Here is a 20,549-nt window from a genome sequence, read left to right as displayed (position 1 = left end):
GCGAGTTGGGTCCTTCCAGCGAATCAGCCCTGCGGTTTCGGGAACGACAGCACGGACTCACCTTCCGGCAGCTTGTCGAGCTTCGCGCCGCCCTGCCCGTCCAGCGTGCCCTTGCGGACACTGCCATCCGGCAGCTTGAGCTCGAACTCGCGCCCCTCCACGGACCCGCCGCTCCGGCTCTTCATCTTGATTTTCATCGAGCCCGACTCGGCCGGCGGCAGCTTTCCAATCTCCTTGAGGCTGATGGACTCGCTCTTCGCCGAACCCGCCGCCTCCATCTTCACCTTGGCGCCCTTGAACTTCACCTCGGAGCCATCCAGCGTGAGCGTCTTGGCGTAGAGCTTCACGTTGCCGGACTTCTCCACCTGCAACGCCAGGTTCCCGTTGACGATGACGGAGAGCTTGTCGGACTTGAGCGAGTACGTCTTGGCCATCAAGGTCGTCTCCTCCTTGACGGCAATCTGGAACAGGCCCTTCACCTCTTCCTTCAGGTCCCTGCCCACAGTCACCGTGGCGCCGCCCTTCACCTCGGTCTTCCAGTCGGTGCCGACCTTCCGCTCCGTCTTCTCCGCCACCGTCTCGCTGCGGTGACCGATGACGTTCTCGAAGTGCGCGCCACCGACCTGAAGCGACTTCACACCCCCGGTCGCCTCGTTCAAGGCCAGCGCGACGGACACCGCCAGCGCCCCGCCAATCGTGGTGGCCTTCGCCGCGCCCACCATCTCCGAGGAGGCCTTGGAGACATCCACGAAGAGGTTGCCGCCCACCGACATCACCTGGTTGCCGTCGACCGCCTCGTCGTGGCTCCCGAGCGTGGTGCTCTCACGGTCCTTCTCCACCAGCAGCGACTGGTTGCCCTCCACCATCGCCACGTCGTGCTTCTTCACCAGCAACGACTGGAACCCCTCCACCGTGCGCTTGCGGTCCTTCTTCACCAGCAGCGACTCGTACCCACCGACCTGCTGGTCCTTGTTGTTCTCCGTGAGCAGGTCTTCGTCCTTCTGCGCGTGGGTGAAGATCTCCTCCGCGCCCGTCGAATCCTCGACGCGCACCTCGTTGAAGCCGTCGCTGCCCGGGCTCGACGCGCTCTTGCGAGTGCTCTTCGTCTTCTCGTCCGGCAGCGGGTACGGCGCCATGTTGGAGCCGTTGTAGACGGCGCCCGCCACCAGCGGTCGGTCCGGGTCGCCTTCCAGGAAGCGCACCACCACCTCCTGACCGATGCGCGGCAGCCACACGTCGCCCCAGGCCGGACCGCCCCACGGCTGGCCCACGCGCACCCAGCAGGAGGCCTTCTCGTCCCTCTTGCCCTCGCGGTCCCAGTGGAACTGGACCTTCACGCGGCCATGCGCGTCGGTGTGGATCTCCTCGCCGGAGGGCCCCACCACCGTGGCCGTCTGCAGGCCCGCGATGCGCGGCGGCGGCGTCTTGCGGCGCGGCCGGAAGGGCACCGCCTTGGGCAGGAGCTGGAACTGGTTGCGATAGAGCCCCTGGAGCGACTCGCTGCCCCCGGAGACGTCCGGCTGCAGGCCCGAGTGCACCACGTCGGTGACCAGGTACTCGCCCGCGAAGACGTCCTCCTCGGACAGCTCCACCTCCAGCAGGAACCCCGGCGTCAGCCGAGGCGCCACGCTGTCACCCGCGAGCGTCCGGCCTCCCACCGTGGCCTCCTCCACGCGCACGCTCGACGTGGACTTGCCCACGCCCGGTGTCACGTAGCCTGCGGGATAGTCGTAGAGCTCCAGCGCCGTCACGCCCTCCGCGGCCTCCGTCTTTCCGGAGACATCCAGCGCGGGCTTCTCGAAGTCGTAGTCCTTCAGGTGCACGGCGCCCGGACGCAGCCGGTGCACCACTTCCAACGCGGAGAGGTACTCCTCCTCCACCACCGCCTTGCCCAGACTGGGACGCAGGGGCAGTGCCTTGCCCTGCGGCAGCGGCGCGTGCGCGCTCGGCTTGTCGCCCAGCACCAGCGTGTGCCCGTCCTCGGCGTGCTCGAAGAAGTAGAAGATGCCCTCCCACTCCATCAGCCGACTGAGGAAGGCGAAGTCCGTCTCGCGGTACTGCACGCAGTACTCGCGCGGCGCGTAGGCGGCGGACAGGGCCGCGCGCACCTCGATGCCGTTCTCCTTCAGCACCGCCTTGAGGATGTCCGGGACGGTCTTCTCCTGGAAGATGCGGCTCTTGTGGGCCTGCGTCAGTCGCCACAACCGCGGCACCACGTGCGCCCGGTAACGCCTGCGCCCCGTCTTCATCCCCAGGGCTTCCACCTCGCGCACCCAGCCGTGAACGTGCCGGGCGGCGAAATCCCGCACGGAGAACGTCACCAGGGCGTCCTGTCCCACGAGCTCCGCCACTTCGAGCGGCTCGGCGTCCACCGTGAAGAAGTCCACACGGAAGTCGTACAGCCGGCTGAGGCCCTCGGAGCCGGAGACACCCGACACGCCCAACCCGTCCGGGCCATGGGGGCCGACCTTCAGCGAGAACGCCGGTGAGCTCTGTCGTGACATGACTCCCCCTTCACCAGCGGCAAGCCATCAACGGCAGGCCGGGGACGGAGGCGGAATTCTACCACACCGAGTGAATCCCGGCGCACGCCCCACGCCGGAAGTCCGGCTCAAACGTCCAGCGGCTCCGTGGTGCGCACCACCCGCATCCCCGCCCGCCGCAGCTCCTCGATGGCCTCGTCCGCCAGTCGTGGGAAGTCCAGCGAGGGCGGAAGCGGCTCCAGCGGCGGCGCGGGCACCGGGCTCATCGCGTCCACCAGGATGTGGACCCGCCCCATCTTCGAGCGGTCCGTCCGCTCGATGTGCTCCCGGAGGTCCCTCAGCGTGGACAGGACGCAGTGCGACTTGGCCTGACCGAAGACGTAGAGGCGATCAAACGTCATCAGCCGCTCGAAGAGGCGCGTATTGAATTCGCCCACACGCTGCCCCTTCACCTCCGTCACCTCGGGCATGAGCACGGAGTAGTTCTCCGTGAGCGGGTGCTCGCCCTTCAGCTCGAAGTGGGTGGCCGTGTCCCGCGCCAGGGCGTGGAACACGCTCGCCTCGTAGAACGCCGGCACCAGCGCGTGGCTCAGGCCCCCGAGCAGCGCATGGTACGGCCAGATGGTGAGCACGTAGCGCGCCTGCGCCTCCAGGCGCTCGCAGTACTCCAGGCTCTCTTCCGGAAAGCGCGAGGCCCGCCAGCGGCCGGAGCGGACATCCGCCGCGGACACCTGCGTCATCGGCGCGGGGTGCCGTCCCTCCGCGTCCTTCCACCAGGCGGGATGGAAGATTTGAAAGATGCGATGGGTGTCGAGCGAGAACACCAGCTCCGTCACCCGGTCCAGGTGCGAGTAGAGCCAGCGCAGCGTGCGCTGGGTGTCCTCGACGGCGCCGGGGACGAAGAGGCTGGCGCCGGGGGTGCAGAAGGCCACTTGCACGTCGATACCGAAGGCGGCGATGCGCACCCGGTCCTCGCGCGCGGGGCGCACGCCGTGCTCGGCGACATAGCGGCGGGCCTCGTCGGCGACCTCGGCGGTGCGCTCCAGGTAGAGCTGACCCGAGCGAGCGTCCTCGTGGAAGCAGGGGATGGGCAGCGACATGCGGTCCTCCAGGGGTGGGCCTGTATCAGCGGCCCTTGGGGAAGTGACGCCGCGTCAGCTCCTCGACGAGCGCCTTCGTGGCGGGAGTCTGGGCAATCTTCGCGGGCTCCGCGCTCGCCTCCAGCGCGCCCACCAGGGACGGCTTCTCCGGCTCGGCCTCCATGAGCGGGAAGTAGCCCTCCGGCACCGGCTCGCCTTCCTGGCCCACGAGGCCAATGGGGCCGGAGCCATGCCGACGGCGGAAGAGGACGGGAGTGCCGGGGATGCTCTGCTTGCCCTCGGCCAGCTCGTTGCCGAACTTCATCACCGGCTGGGGGCCCGTCTGCGACAGCTTGTAGATGGCGGCCACCCTGTCGCGCGTGAAGGGGCAGTCCATGGTGCGCGCGACGATGTGCCCGCCGTAGCCGTAGAACTGCGCGCTCGGATCCCAGCCCACCTGTCGCCGCAGCTCCTCGAACTCGCGAGTGGCCTCCGCGTCCAGGCCATCCTCGAGGATGTTGACGGGCTTGATGCCCATGTCGCGCGCGCGCGTCACGGCGTAGAGGTACTGGAGCTTCTTGTTGCCGGAGTCGAAGCGGATGGAGTCGCCGGAGCCCGGGTCCTCGCGGATGAGCTGGAAGGCGGCGGGGATGCCCGAGGTGAGCGTGTCGAAGGTGTCCAGCAGGTAGCTGGAGCGCTGGGGGCGGCGCTCGCGCATGGCGCGGAACGCGGCATCATCCGAGCCGTAGCGCTGGATGTGCTCATGCCCCATGGTGCCCACCGGCATCATCCCCAGCGAGCGCGCGCCCTCCACGTTGCTGGTGCGCGTCACGCCCACGTCCTTGCAGGCGCGCAGGGCGATGTCGTGCTGCCCCAGACAGGTCGCCGCGCGCAGGCCCACCTCGAAGATGCGCGCGGGGTCCTCCACCACGTCGACGAGTTCCTGGACGGTGGCGCGCACGCGCTGGGCATACCCGTCCGAGTCCACGGTGATGGGCACGGGCTTGACGCCCACCGCGTCGAGCGTCTCCAGGGCGATGGTCTTCTGCTCATCGCAGGTGACGCGGGCGAGCGCGCGGGCCAGCACATCCCGGTCCATCAGGGCCTGGGTGGCGACCTGGATGCGGAAGTTGAGCTGGAGCAGCAGCGGCTCCACCCAGGAGACCAGGGCGGAGGGGCCAGTGAGGGTGAGGATGGGCTCGCGCGGGAAGAAGAGCGTGCCGCGCGGAATGGCGCGGATGGAGAGCTTCTCCTTGCGGAGGATGGCGGCCTTGAAGCCCACGCCCATCTCGTAGTCGTAGCGCGCGAGAAAGTCGTAGTCCTCGGGCTTCGGCTCGGGGAGGAGCGAGCGCACGTAGGCGGCCAGGTCCAGGGGCATGACCTGGAGACCGCCCTTGCGGTGTGAGTAATAGAACGTCTCCCGGCGCAACGGCCAGCCGGCCTCCGCCATGCTGAACTTGTAGCCATCCGTCGCGAGCAGCGAGGTCGCCATCCTGGGTGCCTTCCTCCGGTGTTTCTTGAGACTACGCGCGCCATGATGGGTTTCCTACCCTTCTGGCTCGCTTTCCCGGGCGTGCCGTGTCGACTCGATTAAAAGCAGAGTCCATGTCGCCGGCCCCCTCCCGACGCCTGCTCCCCGCGCTCGCGGCCAGTGTGGCCGTGCACGGGCTGCTGTGGCTGGCCGTCGACGGGATGCCTCCTCCAGCCACGCGGCCACCGGCAGCCCTCTCCCGCCCCGCCGAGATGGAATGGGTGGAGGTGGAGGTGACCTCGTCGGCCGTGGCGAACCCGGCACAGGAGAGCGAGGCACGTCCCCCGAATGCGTCGAGCGCGCACAAGCAGGCGCTCACTGAGCGCCCACGTGGAGACAAGACGCTTCCCCATGCGCCCGACTTCACGCCGCGAGCCGAAGAGAGCGGGCCTCCTCCACCGAGCAACTCGGCGACAGAGATGTCCGCCGCCACGGAACGAGCACGACAGAGCACGCCCCACGCCTCGACCACACCACTGGCCGATACGGCCGCCACCGCCGAGCGTGCACAAGAGAGTGAGCCGAGCAGCCCGCGGACCGATACATCCCCCGCTGATTTCGCTCGAGAGAATGAGCGGAGCAGCCCGCGAACCGACACGTCCGCCGCCGCGCAGCACGCACCGGAACGCGAGCCCCGCGTGCCGAGCGACGCACTCGCCGATACATCGCCGCCCATGGACCTGGCGAGGGAACACGCGCCACGTGGCTCCGTGAGCGACAGCCCCCGCGCCAATCCGCTCCTCGCCAACGATGTTCCGCGGGCGGCGCCCTCTTCCACCGCCCTCACGGATTTCGCGCTCGCACCGGAGAGCATGGCGCGGACCGCGGACTCCACGCGACTCTCGGAGTCCTCCGGCTCGCGACTGCTCCTGGCGGCTCGGACCCAGGCGGCGCCGATGCGACTGAGCGACACGACGGCCGCGCCCGACGTGGGAATCCGGGACGCACGTAAATCCCCCACGCCCCAGGCGCTCGTGGAGGACCTCGTCTCGGAGAGCGTGGGGCGCGGCAAGGTGGACCGAGGGCTCGTGCATCCCTACTTCAGCCAGCTCGGCAAGAAGCTGGTCGCCTTGTGGGACGCGGACCGCTCCGTGAAGGAGCACGGCCTCCAGGGCTACTTCGACATGGGCATGGAGCGCAGTCGCGCCTATGGCCGCGCCTGGAGCGAGCGCGCCGCCAACTACGGCTCCTCGGGCGCGTTCGTCGCGAACAACCAGCCCGTGGACGACAAGCGCCGCCCGACCAGCACGGTGGGAGACCCGGCCCTGCGCATGCGCAGCGAGCTGCGCGAGAAGATGCGCGAAGGCTTCCGCTCCACGCGCCGAGCCCTCATCCGCGTCGTCCAGGACCGCCAGGGACGCCTGCTCGACGTCTTGCTCGTGGAGCCCAGTCACCAGCCTCAAGTGGACCAGGAGGCGGTGAAGGACGTGCGCTCCGCCGCGGAGAAGCTCCCACCGCCGCCCGCCGAAGCCGTGGGGAGCCGCGAGCGCATCGTCAGCCTCTGGGAGTTCGAGCTGATCATCTCCATCAGCCCGCCCATCCCCACCTTCACCTTCGAGTTCGACGAGGCGCTCGGCTTCATCGACACGCGCCTGCCCCTGGACAAGCGCATCTACAAGCGAGTGCGCCTCGTCGAGCTTCGCTAGCGCGACCTAAAGGCAGTCCACCAGGCCGTCGTAGAGCGTCGTGCTCGTCCCCGGCAACGTCGCGTAGAGCGGCTCCGGCCCCGCGAGCGCCGTCAGCAGCTTCGCCATCGTCGTTCCCCGCGCCAGCGGACTTCTGCAGGCCCACGTCCGCGTCTGCGTGGAGATGACTCCCGTGCGCGAATCGATGTTCTCGGCGCTCCCACCGAACACCCAGAGGCACTGCCCGATGACACCCGTCCGCGTCTCCACCGAACAGCGAAACACGATGGACTCGATGTTCGCGTAGTCCCCCTCACAGAACGTGTCGCCACAGATGTCGTCGAAGTTCTGCCTCAGGTGAGCGCGGAGCTCGAACCACGCCTGGAACTCCGCCTCCGTCTGAAAATAGCTCACCTCATCGACATACGACTTCGCCCGCCGCTCCAGGGGTAACGAGGACACCCCTGCCTGGGGCACCTGCGCCCCAGCGAACGACGACAGCCCCAACATCGACGGCACCACCCACCAAGAACTCATGCGCATCCCGACGGACCTCCCCCTGGAACCACCAGGTCACTCGGGCTTAACGCGCTCTTCACGAAAGACAGTCTTCACAACCCATCCTGGATGACATGGAGTGTCCGCCTCCCGAAAGGCAGGCCCGCATGACGTCGCTCCTCCGTCGTGTTTCCGATGTCCTCGTCCTCACTGTCGTCGCGTTGACCTTCGCGTTGCTGCCCGGCTGCGGTGAGGGCTCTTCGGAAGACGACCCGTTCGGAGAGGCGCGGCGGGCGCTGCTTGATGGCGTGGGCTCCACGGCGGCGCGCGCGGCCCTGACGAAGCGGTGGGCACCCATCCACTACCAGGACGTGGACGTGACGGGCTCGCACTCGCTCAGCGGCAAGTCCGACTTCCTCACCCGCGTGGACTTCGACGGGGACTGGAGCGGGACGAACAACTGGGACAACACCGGCTCGCGCGTGCTCTCCGCGCATGCGTATCAGTCCGTGGTGGAGACGAGCACGCACTGGTACCTGCTCTACACGTTCTTCCACCCGCGAGACTGGTCCGACAGCATCTTCGACACCGAACATGAGAACGACGGCGAAGGCGTGCTGCTCGTCATCCAGCGCGACGGCAGCGAGTACGGCGCGCTCGTCGGCGCGGTGACGGTGGCGCACAAGGACTTCTTCTCCTTCGTGCCCTCGGGCAGCCCGCTCGGCTCGGGCTCGGAGTCGCTCGACGGCACGCTGTCGCTGGCCTCGTTCGAGGGACAGCTCCACCCCATCACCGCGCAGGAGGCCAAGGGCCATGGCCTCAAGGCGTGGCCCGCGTACGACATCGTCGGTGACGGCGTGAAGTACTTCCCGTCCCTCTCGCTCGCCGAGCAGCCCTCGTCCGCCACGGACTCCGACGTGCGCTACAAGCTGGTGGACATCTACGGCGCGGAGGGGCTCTGGCCGAGGCGGGAGCTCACCACGCTGTTCTCCTCGTACGGGACGTTCCGGGGAGACACCAGCGGCGGCTGCGGACTCGTGGCGGGCAACTGCGGCTCGAACTCCGCCAACTCGCCCTGGGGCTGGGATGACCAGAACGACGGCCCCATCCTCCGAGGCGAAATCGCGAATGATCCGGCGAAGCTCGCGGCCTGGTACTTCAGCCCGGCGTCGCAGTTCTCCACGACGTACACCTTCAACCCGTTCAAGGGCATCGGCACGGACCCGAACCAGCCCTGAGCGGCGAGGCCCGACGACGCGGAGCGGGACTCACTCCCGCTTCCGCGCGTGGCTTCGACTTCAGGACGCGCGAGACTTCCGCGCGGGGCGACGCGTGCGGCTGCGCACCGGCGTCGACGGAGACTGACCGTAGACGCGGTCGTAGTCCTTCATGCTGCGGCGGATGACCTCCATCGCCTCCGGCCTGTCGTAGACCTCCGCGATTTCGACGCTGCGCTTTCCCTCACCGGGAATCTGCTTGTAGGTGAGGAAGTAGTGCTTGAGACGGTCCAACAGCGGACGCGGGAGCTGGGCGATGTGCTGCAGCTCTCCGTAGACCAGGTCGGACTCGAGCACCGCGATGATTTTGTCGTCCGCCTCGTTGCCGTCGATCATCCGGAAGCCGCCGATGGGCACCGCGCGCACCAGGAGGTTGCCATTGCTGACGACCTTCTCCGTCAGCACGCAGATGTCGATGGGGTCCCCATCGCCCTGGATGTTCTTCACGCCCGTGCGCTCGGCGCAGCGCTTCGCCACCAGCTCGTCGCAGTACGTCTGGGGAATGAAGCCGTACAGCGTCGGGCACTGGCTGCTGAACCGCTGCGGCCGGTCCAGCTTCAAGATGCCTGACTCCTTGTCCATCTCGTACTTCACCGCGTCCGTGGGGACGATTTCGATATAGGCGGTGACGATTTCAGGAGACTCGTTCCCGGGGGTGATGCCGTGCCAGGGATGAGCCGCGAACGACTTCTGAGGTGCTGACTTCTTCATGTGGGTACGTCTCCCGAGCGCCTGCACGCCTCGGAGTAGAGTTGCGCGACCGCGTCTTCCAGCTCGCCCGTGAGCGCGTCGCGGTCTTCAATCGTCAGGCCCTGCGTGGGGATGGGCTTGCCCACCACCAGCGCCACGCGCTGGCCCCACTGCACCGCCCGTCCTCCCTTGGGAAGGATGAGCCGCGTCCCCGACACCGCCATGGGCACCACCGGCACGCCCGCCTGGATGGCGAGCGTCGCGGCCCCCTTCTTGAACGGCCGCAGCCGTCCGTCCTCGCTGCGGGTGCCCTCGGCGTAGAAGAGCACGCTCACCCGCTCGCGCAGCGCCGTCACGGCCTCCTCCAACCGGGCCCGGTCCTCACTGCCGCCGCTGCGCGCCACGGGGATGTTGCCCGCCCGCCGCAGCGCCGCGCCGAACACCGGAATCTTGAACAGCTCCGCCTTCGCCACGAAGCGCGTGTGCGTCTCCAGGTACGCCATGTTCAGCGGCGCGTCGTAGTGCGACTGGTGGTTGCACACGAAGACGACGTGGCCCTCCGTGGGAATGTGCTCCAGCCCCACCGCCTCGTGACGCACACCCGCCGACGCCAGCACGCCCCGCGCCCAGACCCTCAGGGCCTTGTCCGCCTCCCGGTGCGCGCCTCCCACCGACAACGCGGAGATGACCGAGGAGAACACCCCCGTCAGGCCCACTGCTGAAACACCCGCGAACGCCGTCCGGACGATGTCTCGAATCACACGAACTCGTGGGCGGGGAACAGGAGCACGTCCGAGATGCGCTGGACCCCGAGCAGCAGCATCAGGATTCTGTCGAGCCCCACGGCGATTCCCGCCGAGGGCGGCATTCGACCTACTGCGTCAAGGAACCGTTCGTCCAAAGGATACACGGAACGCCCCAGCTTGCGCCTGAGGTCCTGTTCCTCGAGCAACCTCGCCCGCTGCTCGGCTGCGTCCGTCAGCTCGGAAAACCCGTTCGCGAGCTCCAGGCCCTTCGCGTACAGCTCCACCCGCTCCGCCACCGAGGCGTCCCTAGGCTTCAAGCGAGAGAGCGCCGCCATGGACGCCGGGTACTCGATGAGGAACGTGGGCCGCTCGTGGCCCAGCCCGAGTTCCACGCGTTGCAGGAAGAGGTGGAAGAAGACGTCATCGAAGCTCTCCGCGTCGCCCGTCCGCACGCCAGCGGCCTCGGCGGCCCGCTTGAGCGAGGGCCCGTCCGAGTGCACGCGGATGTCCACGCCCGTCGCCTTGAACACGGCGTCGCGCACCGTCAGGCGCTCGTAGGGCGTGCGCGTGAAGAAGGCCGGGTCGGCGCCGGGCTCGCCTTCCGTGGTGGAGCGCCCCGCTTCAGCGAGCGCGCCTTCCAGGTCCGCCATGATGGCGTGGTAGTCCGCCTGGGGCCGGTAGAACTCCAGCATCGTGAATTCCGGATTGTGCGTGGCGGAGACCTCGCCGTTCCGGAACACCTTGCACAGCTGGAAGAGAGGGCCGGCCCCGTCGGCGAGCAGACGCTTCATCGCGTATTCGGGGCTGGTGTGGAGATAGAGGGTGCGCGCGGTGCCGACGTCCGTCTCGGGGATGAAGCCCGCCTCGAAGGCGTTGATGTGCGGCTCCATTCCCGGCGTGGGGATGAGCAACGGCGTCTCCACCTCCAGATACCCCTGGGCGACGAAGAAACGTCGAAGGGCGGAGTAGAGGGCCTGGCGTCCCCGGGCGGCCCGCCATTGAGAAAGGTTGGGCATGGGCCTGGCGGAAGTAACATGAGGCCCGACATGCACCCAAGGATTCCCCTCCTCCTCGCTGTTGCCCTCTGCCTCAGCGCCTGCCCCAAGGGGCCCCCCGCCGACTCCCGGCAGCCTCCCACGGAGGAGCAGCGCCTGACGACGGACGTGCGCGCGCTGGCCTCGCGAGCGGAGACGTTGCTGGAGGCGCAGCACCGGCTCGTCTGGGTGTTCTGGACGGAGGGCCGCCACGTGGACGTCTCCGGGACGTACGCGGGCCAGGAGGACCTCTTCACGCTCGACAACATCCGCAAGGTGGACCGGCTGCGGCAACTCACGCAGGACGCGCGCGAGGTGCGCGCCCTCACCGCGCTGCACTCGCACTTCGCCGGCGAGTACCTGTCGCACGCGCTGGCCGAGTACAACGACGCGTCCGCCAACCTGGAGGCGTCACTCACCTTCACCGTCGACGGCAAGGAGCTGCGCTACCGGGATTTGGAGCGACTGCTCGCCAACGAGCGGAGCGCGGCGCGGCGCAAGGCGCTGTACACGGCGGCGACGCCTCCGCTGGAGCGACTCAACCAGACGCTGCGCCGCAAGGAGGAGCGCGCCGAGGAGCTGGTGAAGGAGCTGGGCTTCCCCTCGTACGAGGCCTTCGGCAGCGAGCTGCGGCAGGCGGACCTGGGCAAGTTGAGCGTGCTGGCGGAGGAGATTCTCCAGGCCACGCAGGCGCCGTACCGGTTGGTGATGGAGCGGCTCGCGCAGCGTGAGCTGGGAGTGCCCTTCAAGGACATCACCCGCGCGGACATCCCCCGGCTGTTCCGCTCGCGCGAGGTGGAGGACGCCTTCCCGAAAGGGGAGTCCCTGCTCAAGGCGCACGGCACATTGTCGGGGATGGGCCTGGACCTGGCCGAGCTGAAGAACGTTCAAATCGACGCGCGGGAGTTGCCGCGCAAGAACACCCGGCCGCTGGCGTTGGCGGTGCGCGTGCCGGACGATGTGCGGCTGTCCTTCAAGCCGGGCTCGGGCGTGTTGCATCAGGCGCGCGTGCTGCATGAGTTCGGGCACGCGCTGCACTCGGCCTTCACGAAGGAGACGCGCTTCGAGCTGGCGCGGCTGGGCAACCCCACGGTGGGCGAGGCGTACTCGTCGCTCTTCGAGGACCTGCTGGAGGACCCGGTGTGGCTGGAGGAGCACGCGGGCGTCAGTGGAGACCAGCGCTCGCAGTACCTGGCGGCCTCCAGCGCGCACAAGCTGTACCTCATCCGCCACGCCGCGGGCCGGCTCCTGTACCAGTTGGAGCTGCACCGGCGCGTGGAGGTGGACCCGAAGGAGCTGTACCGCCAGGTCATGTCGCGCACCGACGACATCCCGATGACGGATGAGGACACCGCGCGCTACCTGGTGGACCAGGAGGACTTCTTCCAGTCCGCGGACAGCTTCCGCGCGTGGTTCCTCGCGGGCCAGCTCCAGGCGCAGCTCAAGGCGCGCTTCGGTCCCGCGTGGTGGCACGCGCCGCAGTCGGGTGAGTTCCTCAAGGCGCTGTGGGCGAAGGGCAACGCGCTGTCCTCGCGCGAGGTGGCCGAGGCCATTGGCGAGAAGGGCATCGAACCGGACGTGCTGCTGTTGCGCCTGGGCACCACGCTCCAGGTGCCCATCCGGCTGAACCTGGAGGGCGTGGAGGACAGCATCCTCCCCGCGGCGCCCGGCCTGGAGGGCTTCACCCAGCCCGCGCCGCCTCCGGGGCTGGAGGAGTTCACCGCGCCGCAGGGGACGCAGCAGGGCCCCACGCTTCCGCCCAAGGCGGGCACCGGCGACGGCCGCTAGAAACACGAAGGGCCTCCGCCCACATGGGGACGGAGGCCCTGACGGTGTGCCGGGAGGACTTCCTCCCGGGCGGACTACAGGAGCTTCATCAGCTCCGCGCGCTTGGCGTTGTACTCCTCGTCGGAGAGGACGCCGGCGTCCTTCAGCTCCTTGATTTCCTTCAGGCGCTGCGCGGGGCTGCGCGTGTCGGCGGGAGCCGCCTGCTGCGCGGGCTCCTGGGGGCGCTGCTGCTGGCCCTGCTGGTTCATGAACTGCTGGGCCATTCCGAAGCCCATGCCCATGCCCATGCCGCCCAGCGCGTTGCCGGAGCCGCTGCCGTCACCGCCCTTGGCCATGCCCTCCGCCGCGCCCAGCATCGCCTGACCCTGCGCGTACTGCTGGAAGCCACCAGCCAGCCGGGAGTAGGCGACGTCCTTGGAGAGCTTCTTCAGCGTCCCCTCGTCCTCCTCCTTGATGCTGACGTGGAAGTTGCCCATCCGCACCACGGTGAGGCCGTAGCCGTCCACGTGGGGCTTCAGGCCGCTGATGACCTCGGTCTCGATTTCCTCGGTGTACGCACCGCTCGTCACGTCGAGCAGCGGCCAGCGCTTCTTCACCAGCAGCTCGGCGATGCGATCTCTCGTCACCTTGAGCACCTGGTTCTTGAACCAGCCCAGCAGCTCCTCGTTGCTGGAGCGGCCCATGCCCACCAGGCCCACCACGAGCTTCTCCGGGTCCGTCACGCGGATGGAGAAGTCGCCGTACACCATGGTGCCGATGCCCAGGCCCGTCTCCGGGTCCCGAACGTCGCCAATGGGCCCGCCGAACTTCACGCCCGCGAACTCGCGGACGGAGACGAAGAAGACCTCGGTGACGAAGAGGTTGCCACCCGTGAACTTCTCCACGAGCGCGGACAGGAACGGGATGTTGTTCGAGTCGAGCTGGTGACGGCCGGGCCCCAGCTTGCCCTCGACCTTGCCGTCCTTGACGAAGAGGGCGACCTCATCGGCGTCGACGGTCAGCTGGGTGAGCATCCGGATGTTGTTCTCCGGATACTTGTAGATGATCTCCCCCTTCGCCGTGTCCGCGCGAGCGATGAAGTTGCGCTTCGCCTCACCCTTGATGGTGTCGAAGATACCCATTGCTAGTCAGCGCCTCCGTGGCCGCCATGGCGGCCGGCAAATCCGCGCCCCCACCCGACCCTCTCTAAGAACATGGCGTCCGTGACGAAAGCGCGCCCGCTTTCCGCCCGGCAGCCCTCCCTGGAAGATGCCAGTTTCACTGGCGATTGCCTAGCCGCTCGCCCGCCAGGCGGCCCTGGGGTGGCCGCCGGTGAACGGGTGGGAGGCCTTCCGGGGGAACTTCAGCCCCAGCGGCTGACCAGGCGCTCGCGGTCCAGCAGGCGGATGCTGGCGAAGAGGAGCACCACGTCCAGGACCAGCACCACCGCGCCCTGGAGCGCGTAGAAGCCCAGCCCGGCCTTCAGGACGCCGGCCACCTGCCCGCCCACCATGCCGACGAGCGGCAGGACGACCAGGGCCGAAATCTGCTGTGCCATGCGGGCCTCGCTCACCCGCGCGGAGATGAGCACCGCGACGCCGTTGCCGAAGAAGGCGAACAGCGGGGCAATCACCAGCACGCCGAAGGTCCACAGGGCGTTGGGCATCAAGGGTCCCTGCACCATCGGCCACGCGACGATGTCCACGCCCACGCAGAAGATGATGAAGGCCACCCAGGTAATCACCACCGCGGGCACCAGCGCCGCCAGGCTCTTGCCCGCCACCAGCTCCGCGGCCGTCACCGGCGAGGCGAGCAGCGGCTCCAGCGTGCGCCGCTCCTTCTCTCCCGCGACGCTCTGGGACGCGATGAGGATGGGGACGAAGACGGGCATGACGAGGAACAGCCCGAACCAGTCGGTGAGCGTCTTGTCGATGAGGAAGCGCGCCGCGCTGGCGCCCAAGGGCAGCGTGGGGTCATAGAACTGGGCCACGCTGCGCAGGTCGGCCCTGTTGGGAGTGTTGACGTACGTCCACACGACGACGATGGGCACCAGCACCATGACGGCCGGCAGCACCGCCATGGAGACGAGCAGCCCCACGTTCTTGCGCAGGTCCAGGAAGTCCTTCCAGAACACGGCCAGGGCTCGACGGGGACGGAATGCCATGGCTCAAGCGCCCTCTTCACGAAGCAGGTCCAGGTACACCTCTTCCAGGGGACGCTGCGCCGGCACCGCGCTGTGCACGCGCGCGCCCGCGCCCACCAGGCACGCCAGCACGTCCGGCGCGTGGGCCTCGTCCTCCAGCATGACGCGCAGCCGCATGCCCTCGGCCAGCACGTTGGGCGCGAAGGGCAGCGACGTCAGCGCGTTGCGGAAGCGCTCCGCCTCACCGTCCACCCGCACGTCCAGCGACTGCCCCGAGCGCCGCAGCTCCCGCACCGGCCCCATCAGGAGCAACCGCCGCTTCACCACCGCGACGCGCTCGCACAACCGCTCCACCTCCGAGAGGTTGTGCGAGCAGAGGACAATCGTGCGCCCCTCCGATGCCAGCTCAGCGACGGCGTCGCGCACCGTGCGCGCGGACTCCGGGTCCAGGCCGCTGGTGGGCTCGTCCAGGAAGATGACGCGAGGGTCATGCACGAGGGTGCGGACGATGGCGAGCTTCTGGCGCATGCCCTTGGAGAAGCCACCCACCGGCTCCTCCTCGCGGCCTCCCAGTCCGAAGCGCTCCAGGTAGTGCTGCGTGCGCGGCCACGCCTTGGACTCGTCCAGCTCGTGCAGCTTCATGAAGAAGCGCAGGTTCTCCCGGGCGGTGAGCCGCTCGTAGAGACCGGGCTGCTCGGTGAGCAGCCCCACCACCTTGCGCAGCCCCTCGCCGTCGCGGTCCGCGCGGTGGCCCCACACCACGGCCTCGCCCTCGCTGGGGGTCAACAGACCGGTGAGCATGCGCACCGTCGTCGTCTTCCCGGCGCCGTTGGGCCCCAACAGGCCAAACACCTCACCAGGCCGCACGTGGAAGGTGAGCCCCTCCACGGCGACGCGTTCGCCGAAGCGCTTGCCCAGACCCCGGACGTCGATGCCGCTCAATCGATGGTCACCAGGACGAACTTGTTGTTGATGTCCTTGTCGACCGGGGTGACGACCTTGTCCGCGCCCACCGCGCTGCGCAGCGAGGAGAGCATCTTCTGCTCGGCGAGCACCCACTCGCGTCCGGGCCGCGCGACGAGCGAGCGCAGCTTCGCGTTGTAGTCACCGCTGCGGTACTGCTCCACGGTGTTGCTGGAGTAGAGCGTCTCGCCGCGCCAGTTCATCAGGTACGCGACGATGGGCTCGCCTTCCTGCCGCTGCGAGTAGTAGCGCCAGAAGAGGTCTCGCTGCGTCCAGTGGTGGGACAGGTCCACCCAGTGGTTCCAGTTGAACCAGAGGGCGAAGCCGGCGGCCAGCACCCAGAAGGTGCCGAACAACATCACCCGCGCCCGCATCAGCGTCGCCACGACGGCCATGGCGCCCGCCACCGCGAAGACGAAGCCCAGCGCACCCTTGATGTTGACGGGCTCCGACAGCGAGCGCAGCAGCGAGTCCTCACCCGCGGGATTCTTGAAGCCGCGCACCGCCAGCACCACGCCCGCCAGCGCCAGCACCGCGGCCAGGGCCTGGAGCGACGCGCGACCTTCCGTCTTCGGGCGCAGCGACTGCCACCCGAGGAAGCCGCCCACCACCGCCACCGCCACGCCCACCAGCCCCGTCGCGGACACCTTCGCGCCGGACGCCACCGCGGCCAGCGTGGCCGCGCCACCCAGGAGCATGAGCAGCGCCACCGCGCGCGAGCCCGGCGTCACCTTCTCACGCGTCTTGGGCGAGAACGCATCGAACGACAGGTAGACGCCGAAGGCGAGCAGCACCAGCGTGACGAGGTCGCCCGTCCAGAGCGCGCGGGAGAAGAACGCGATGGGCTTGGTGACCAGGTCCTGCGGATAGGGCCGGTCGTAGTTGTAGACGAACAGGTCGGTGAAGTTCTTCGGGTTCTCCGCCAGGTCCTTGCCGACGAGGACGAAGAGGACCAGGCCGAAGATGAGGCTCACCGCGTGCGCGGAGATGCCCTCTTCCCAGAGCCGGTCGATGAAGAGCGCGATGAGGACCGCGAGGCCGGGCAGGACGGGGAAGACGTAGTGGTGGAACTTGGTGGCGCTGGAGGCCAGGAGCCAGAAGGAGAAGGCCACCCACACCACGGCGATGATGGCCAGGTGGTCCGCCTTCTTCTCCGAGCGCAGCTTCAGCTTCGCGATGATGGCGAAGGCGCCGGGCAGCAGGGCCACCCAGGGGAAGATGCCGAAGCCCCCCTGCTCGATGAAGTAGATGAACGTGCCACCCGGCGTGGTGGTGTGCACGCCCGCGGTGAGGCGGTTGAGGTGGTCGTGGACGAAGAAGCGGTACCAGAAGAGCTTGCCCTCGTCGTCCACGCTCTTGAAGAGGGACATCACCACGTACCAGGGCGCGGCCACCGCGAAGAAGACGAGGATGCCCGTGCCCAGGTGCATCTTGTGCATCTGCGCCCACAGCACCGGCATGGGCTGGCGGCCCTCTCGGACGTCCTTGCGGAAGCCTCCGTCCGTCAGCCAGCGCAGGTGCGCATCGAGGCTCGGCCCGTCCCAGGGCATGACGGCCAGCGCCGCGTAGAGCACGAGGATGACGGCGGGCAGACCCACGCCCAACAGGCCCTTGGCCAGCGTGGACAGGCCCGCGAAGAAATAGAAGCCGTACCACCAGGCGGCGCGGTGCTTCGTCGTGTCATCGAGCTGGCCGATGAGCGCGCACGCCATCGCGCAGACGAACGTGGTGACGAACGGCGTGTCCGTCACCGTCTGCCGCGTGAGCAGGAAGTACAGCGGCATGGTGGCCAGCACGAAGCCGGTGGCCAGGCCCGCGCGGCGGTTCACCACGCGCGACACGGCCAGGGACAGGAGCGTCACGGCGGTGATGCTCAGGAGCACGAAGGGCACGCGCATGCCCCACTCGGTGTACAGCCCGAGCTGGCCTCCCGAGCGCACCGTGCCCACCACCTGCATGCCCAGCGCCTGCATCCACATGGTCAGCGGCGGCTTGGAGAAGAACCACGCGTTCTCCCAGAAGGGATACAGGTAGTCGCGGCGGACGATCATCATCCGCGCCACTTCGCCGTAGTGGGTCTCCCAGCAGTCCCACAATCCCACCGCGCCCAGGTAGGGGATGAAGAGCAGGCCCGCGAAGAGGGCCGTGGAAAACACCACCCGGGTGGTGGCGGAGAGCGCGAGCCACCGCTGCATCCACCGCGCCGAGAAGGTCTCCTTGCCGAGAATGGCCTCGGCGAAGGTCTGCTCTTGCTGCTGTTCCTGCTGTTCGCCGTCGCTCGCCACGGGTGAAGGGCTCCTTGAGTCGTTTCGGGCGGTTGCCTGCGCACCACGGGCAGGACGCGGCCTTATATCCCCGCCACCCTCGCCGGTCGACCTCCGCCGGAGGCACACCGTGAGGCAGCGTGCGCGCCATTGTGCAGGAGCCTGCACGAAGGTGGGAGGCCCACATGGAGGGAGCCCGCCGGGCGAGCGGGGGCACGGGCCTTGTATTGCCCGCCCCCGTCCAGATTTGGAGGCTCCATGCTCGTGTCCGCGGTGACGTTGGGTTGTGCCCTGCTCCTGGGGCAGGTGGAGGGTGGCCCGCCCGCTGAGGTTACCCCCGTCGAGGTCGCCCCCGCCAAGGTCGCGCCACCCATCATCCAGCCGCCCGCCGTGCCGCTGCCCTTCCAGGACTCGGAGCGGCCCGCGCTGTGCCTGGAGCTGCCGCCGACGCCGAACGTGCCCTCCGGCCAGTGGCGCGCGCAGTGCAGTCACGAGCAGCGTCGCTGTCTCATCACCCCGCGCCGCGAGCTGGATGTCGACGGCCAGGAGACGGAGCGCTTCCTGGAGCGGGTGCGTCCCTGCGTCCCCGAGGAGGCCGCGCCCGTCCCGAACGAGGAGCTGCGCACGTACCGGCTGGAGCCCTCCATCGCGGACGCGCCGCCGGGCTGGTATCGCGACGAGCGCGGTCGGGTGATGCAGTTCAACTTCGACCTGCACCGGCGCGTCTGGCTGGGCGGCGCCTGGAGCCCGCTGTGGCCCGGCGACGAGGCGCGCGAGGACCGCGTGCGCCTGGACTTCGGCATCGCGCTGGAGCTGGCCGCGCGCAAGCGGCTGCACCGGCTGCACTTCCTGGAGACGGAGCTGTCGCTCGGCGAGCCCTCCATCGACTTCTCGCTGCTGCGCTACGACTTCAGCGTCGAGCGCGATGAGCCGCTCTTCCGGATAACGACCTTCTTCGGTGAGCCGCGACGGTACGACGTCAGCATCAACCTGGGCGTGTGGCTGGAGACGCTGCGCGTGGAGGACCTGGAGCGCGGCGAGGCCCGGGGTGGGTTCCTCACCTGGGGCACCCTGCACGCCACCCTGGACCTGTGGCATTCGCGAGACCTGGTGTCCTACGTGCGCGTGCGCGCGGGTCCCTCCGCGGAGCGCGACTACGAGAACGGCATCAGCACGTTGGTGCCCGGCGCGGCGCTCGAAGGCAACCTGACGTTGGATCGGGATGGGTTCCACCACCTGCGCTTCGGCGTGGAGGCGGAGAAGGTGCTCCTGTCGCGCGCCGTGGAGGGTCGTCCGCTCAGGCCCGAGCGGCTCAGGCTCTCCGCCGGTTACGAGTTCATCCTGCTGGCCATCAATGACCAGCCGCTGAGCCTGGTCGCGGACGCGCGCGGGGTGTGGCGCAACGATATCGCCTTCCTGCCGGAGCGCTGGGAGTGGTCCGCCTCGGCGGGCCTGCGCTTCTCGCTGTGGGCTCCCGCGCGCCGCTCCGCGCCCATCGCCGAAAAGGCCCGGGATTGAACGTGCTCGCGCTTGGACTCGCATTGCTCCTGGCCTCGGCGCCAGGCGCGGGCCCTCCGTCACCGGACCCGTGTCTCCCCACGGACTCGAGGGGCGAGCCGTTTCCCACCTGCTTCGACCCCGGGGATGGCTGGGTGGTGGGCACGGGCGCGACGGTGCGCGACGGCGTGGGGGCGCTGACGCTGCACTCGAGCGTGCGCATCCGCACCGGGAGCACCAGCCGCAGCAAGGGCACGCCCTGGTTCACCAACCACCGACTCCTGGGCGTGGACCTCTGGGATGGCGAGCGGCGAGGCTGGGGCTTCACCGCCTATGACGGACTGCTGCGCCGCCACCTGGAGGAAGGCTTCATCCTGATTCCCACCGCGCGCCCGGTGCGCATCCCCTTCCCGTTCGACGTGACGGTGGCGCTGCGCGCGGCGCACCTGGAGCGGCGCGAGTGGGAAGGTCCGGGGTGGACACTGGAGACGGGGCGCATGGGGCTCCTTGTCGACCCGCTGCGCTCGGAGACCGGGCGCGCCTGGCTCGGCTTCGGCCCGGTGGCGAGCCACACGCTGCGCCGCGCGGGAGACACCACCGAGCACGCGCTGTCTCCCTTCACCTCGCTCATGTTCGACCTGGGCCTGGAGAGCGAAGATGGACTGTGGGCCCTTCGTGCCTCGGGGCTCGCGGGGTGGACCCTTGGCCTCGAAGGTGGAACGGACTTCCGCGCCCGCGCCGATGCCTCCCTGGAGCGCGTGTTCCTCGCCGTGGCGGACCAACCCGTGGCGCTGCGGCTCTCTGGCGGCTACGTCGTGGGTGACGCGGGCCTCTCGCGCCGTGACGAGTGGACGCTCGGCGCGGGCCTCGTGGTGCGAGCCTTCAGCGCGCGGTGGTGAGTCCGCCGTGCCCGAAGCCCAGGGATTCCTGATATCGAGGCACCGTCAGCCGG

At 68.9% G+C, this 20,549-nt stretch carries 16 protein-coding genes; 5 read left to right on the top strand and 11 right to left on the bottom strand.

What is annotated here, in order from left to right; genetic code table 11:
• Positions 1-23: 23 nt before the first annotated feature.
• The 3 genes from tssI to HUA74_RS01785 all read right to left on the bottom strand — a co-directional run bounded on the left by tssI (position 24) and on the right by HUA74_RS01785 (position 5,054).
• A complete protein-coding gene (tssI, locus tag HUA74_RS01795) occupies positions 24-2,504 on the bottom strand; it encodes a type VI secretion system tip protein VgrG (protein ID WP_174453157.1) in 2,481 nt (826 codons plus the stop codon).
• Positions 2,505-2,611: 107 nt separating this feature from the next.
• On the bottom strand, positions 2,612-3,583 hold the full coding sequence (locus HUA74_RS01790; RefSeq protein ID WP_174453156.1) for a nicotinamidase: 972 nt from the start codon (positions 3,581-3,583) through the stop codon (positions 2,612-2,614).
• Positions 3,584-3,608: 25 nt separating this feature from the next.
• Positions 3,609-5,054, bottom strand: coding sequence for a nicotinate phosphoribosyltransferase (locus tag HUA74_RS01785; RefSeq protein WP_174453155.1), 1,446 nt, complete (start codon positions 5,052-5,054; stop codon positions 3,609-3,611).
• Between the two features lie 749 nt (positions 5,055-5,803).
• Between HUA74_RS01785 and HUA74_RS01780 the strand changes: the two genes are divergently transcribed.
• Positions 5,804-6,739 carry a TonB C-terminal domain-containing protein gene (locus tag HUA74_RS01780; RefSeq protein ID WP_371745485.1) on the top strand — a complete coding sequence of 312 codons (936 nt, stop codon included), beginning with the start codon at positions 5,804-5,806 and terminating at the stop codon, positions 6,737-6,739.
• 6 nt (positions 6,740-6,745) lie between these two features.
• On the opposite strand, the gene HUA74_RS01775 is transcribed toward HUA74_RS01780, so the two are convergent.
• Entirely contained in the window at positions 6,746-7,261 is a 516-nt protein-coding gene (locus HUA74_RS01775) for a hypothetical protein (protein WP_174453154.1), read from the bottom strand.
• Between the two features lie 122 nt (positions 7,262-7,383).
• On the opposite strand from HUA74_RS01775, the gene HUA74_RS01770 reads away from it, so the two are divergent.
• Entirely contained in the window at positions 7,384-8,454 is a 1,071-nt protein-coding gene (locus HUA74_RS01770) for a hypothetical protein (RefSeq protein ID WP_174453153.1), read from the top strand.
• Between the two features lie 60 nt (positions 8,455-8,514).
• On the opposite strand, the gene HUA74_RS01765 is transcribed toward HUA74_RS01770, so the two are convergent.
• From HUA74_RS01765 to epmA, 3 genes are read right to left on the bottom strand one after another with little or no spacing between them, the layout of a single operon-like run.
• A complete protein-coding gene (locus HUA74_RS01765) occupies positions 8,515-9,204 on the bottom strand; it encodes an inorganic pyrophosphatase (RefSeq protein WP_174453152.1) in 690 nt (229 codons plus the stop codon).
• The gene (locus HUA74_RS01760; protein ID WP_174453151.1) at positions 9,201-9,944 is read right to left on the bottom strand and encodes a lysophospholipid acyltransferase family protein; all 744 of its coding nucleotides are present in this window, start codon (positions 9,942-9,944) and stop codon (positions 9,201-9,203) included. The genes HUA74_RS01765 and HUA74_RS01760 overlap by 4 nt, the downstream gene beginning before the upstream one ends.
• Entirely contained in the window at positions 9,941-10,945 is a 1,005-nt protein-coding gene (gene epmA / locus HUA74_RS01755) for an EF-P lysine aminoacylase EpmA (protein ID WP_174453150.1), read from the bottom strand. Before epmA ends, HUA74_RS01760 begins: the two co-directional genes overlap by 4 nt.
• Positions 10,946-10,975: 30 nt before the next feature.
• On the opposite strand from epmA, the gene HUA74_RS01750 reads away from it, so the two are divergent.
• Positions 10,976-12,751 carry a chromosome segregation protein SMC gene (locus tag HUA74_RS01750; RefSeq protein ID WP_174453149.1) on the top strand — a complete coding sequence of 592 codons (1,776 nt, stop codon included), beginning with the start codon at positions 10,976-10,978 and terminating at the stop codon, positions 12,749-12,751.
• 74 nt (positions 12,752-12,825) lie between these two features.
• Here HUA74_RS01750 and HUA74_RS01745 read toward each other — a convergent pair whose 3' ends face one another.
• The 4 genes from HUA74_RS01745 to HUA74_RS01730 all read right to left on the bottom strand — a co-directional run bounded on the left by HUA74_RS01745 (position 12,826) and on the right by HUA74_RS01730 (position 18,121).
• Complete coding sequence (locus tag HUA74_RS01745) at positions 12,826-13,872, bottom strand: SPFH domain-containing protein (protein ID WP_141645499.1); 1,047 nt, start codon at positions 13,870-13,872, stop codon at positions 12,826-12,828.
• A gap of 221 nt (positions 13,873-14,093) precedes the next feature.
• Positions 14,094-14,894, bottom strand: coding sequence for an ABC transporter permease subunit (locus HUA74_RS01740; RefSeq protein WP_141645500.1), 801 nt, complete (start codon positions 14,892-14,894; stop codon positions 14,094-14,096).
• A 3-nt stretch (positions 14,895-14,897) separates the two neighbouring features.
• On the bottom strand, positions 14,898-15,815 hold the full coding sequence (locus HUA74_RS01735) for an ABC transporter ATP-binding protein (protein ID WP_141645501.1): 918 nt from the start codon (positions 15,813-15,815) through the stop codon (positions 14,898-14,900).
• The gene (locus HUA74_RS01730; RefSeq protein WP_174453148.1) at positions 15,812-18,121 is read right to left on the bottom strand and encodes a glycosyltransferase family 39 protein; all 2,310 of its coding nucleotides are present in this window, start codon (positions 18,119-18,121) and stop codon (positions 15,812-15,814) included. The genes HUA74_RS01735 and HUA74_RS01730 overlap by 4 nt, the downstream gene beginning before the upstream one ends.
• Positions 18,122-18,358: 237 nt before the next feature.
• On the opposite strand from HUA74_RS01730, the gene HUA74_RS01725 reads away from it, so the two are divergent.
• A complete protein-coding gene (locus HUA74_RS01725) occupies positions 18,359-19,618 on the top strand; it encodes a hypothetical protein (protein WP_174453147.1) in 1,260 nt (419 codons plus the stop codon).
• 2 nt (positions 19,619-19,620) lie between these two features.
• On the top strand, positions 19,621-20,496 hold the full coding sequence (locus HUA74_RS01720; protein ID WP_174453146.1) for a hypothetical protein: 876 nt from the start codon (positions 19,621-19,623) through the stop codon (positions 20,494-20,496).
• The last annotated feature ends 53 nt before the right edge of the window (positions 20,497-20,549 follow it).

The sequence above is a fragment of the Myxococcus sp. CA051A genome, from assembly GCF_013336705.1.
GTDB classification, from domain to species: domain Bacteria; phylum Myxococcota; class Myxococcia; order Myxococcales; family Myxococcaceae; genus Myxococcus; species Myxococcus llanfairpwllgwyngyllgogerychwyrndrobwllllantysiliogogogochensis.
This window is presented reverse-complemented; position numbering and strand designations above follow the sequence as displayed.